Source organism: Vibrio agarilyticus (assembly GCF_012641465.1).
Classification (GTDB): Bacteria; Pseudomonadota; Gammaproteobacteria; order Enterobacterales; family Vibrionaceae; genus Vibrio; species Vibrio agarilyticus.
Window position 1 is genome coordinate 1 of record NZ_JABAIK010000040.1, and the last position, 1388, is coordinate 1388.

Annotated in this window: 2 protein-coding genes; both read right to left on the reverse strand. The window is 41.9% G+C overall.

Annotated features, from left to right (window positions below):
- Window positions 1–393, reverse strand: a 393-nt coding sequence (locus HGP28_RS18830) for a serine hydrolase (protein WP_168837979.1), incomplete at its 3' end; no start/stop codon positions are given.
- Window positions 394–753: 360 nt separating this feature from the next.
- Window positions 754–1388, reverse strand: a 635-nt coding sequence (locus HGP28_RS19515) for a hypothetical protein (protein ID WP_168837980.1), incomplete at its 5' end; no start/stop codon positions are given.

The following is a 1388-nucleotide window of genomic DNA, read 5'->3' on the forward strand; positions in this document are numbered from 1 at the left end:
AGTGTTAGCACTCATGGTTATGGCAGCACTGCATAATTCTCTTACTGTCATGCCATCCGTAAGATGCTTTTCTGTGACTGGTGAGTACTCAACCAAGTCATTCTGAGAATAGTGTATGCGGCGACCGAGTTGCTCTTGCCCGGCGTCAACACGGGATAATACCGCGCCACATAGCAGAACTTTAAAAGTGCTCATCATTGGAAAACGTTCTTCGGGGCGAAAACTCTCAAGGATCTTACCGCTGTTGAGATCCAGTTCGATGTAACCCACTCGTGCACCCAACTGATCTTCAGCATCTTTTACTTTCACCAGCGTTTCTGGGTGAGCAAAAACAGGAAGGCAAAATGCCGCAAAAAAGGGAATAAGGGCGACACGGAAATGTTGAATACTCATACTCTTCCTTTTTCAATATTATTGAAGCATTTATCAGGGTTATTGTCTCATGAGCGGATACATATTTGAATGTATTTAGAAAAATAAACAAATAGGGGTTCCGCGCACATTTCCCCGAAAAGTGCCACCTGACGTCTAAGAAACCATTATTATCATGACATTAACCTATAAAAATAGGCGTATCACGAGGCCCTTTCGTCTTCAAGAATTCTAGACTGCCCTGCACTGGTGGGGTGAATTCCGTTTTTTTTTTTTTTTTTCATAAAAATTAAAAACTCAAATATAATTGAGGCCTCTTTGAGCATGGTATCACAAGTTGATTTGGTCCAAACATGAAGAATCTGTTGTGCAGGATTTGAGTTACTTTCCAAGTCGGTTCATCTCTATGTCTGTATAAATCTGTCTTTTCTTGGTGTGCTTTAATTTAATGCAAAGATGGATACCAACTCGGAGAACCAAGAATAGTCCAATGATTAACCCTATGATAAAGAAAAAAGAGGCAATAGAGCTTTTCCAACTACTGAACCAACCTTCTACAAGCTCGATTGGATTTTTGGATAGCCCAGTATCACCAAAAAATAAACTCTCATCATCAGGAAGTTGCGAAGCAGCGTCTTGAATGTGAGGATGTTCGAACACCTGAGCCTTTGAGCTAAGATGAAGATCGGAGTCCAACATACCATGTCCAATCATGTATAAAGGAAACTTATATCCTGAACTGGTCCTCAGAACTCCATTGGGTCCAATTTCCACGTCTTCATATGGTGCCCAGTCATCCCACAGTTCCCTTTCTGTGGTAGTTCCACTGATCATTCCGACCATTCTTGAGAGGATTGGAGCAGCAATATCGACTCTGATGTATCTGGTCTCAAAGTATTTTAGGGTACCATTGATTATGGTGAAAGCAGGACCGGTTCCTGGGTTTTTAGGAGCAAGATAGCTGAGATCCACTGGAGAGATTGGAAGACCCGCTCTGATTTTGCTCCAGGTTTCTT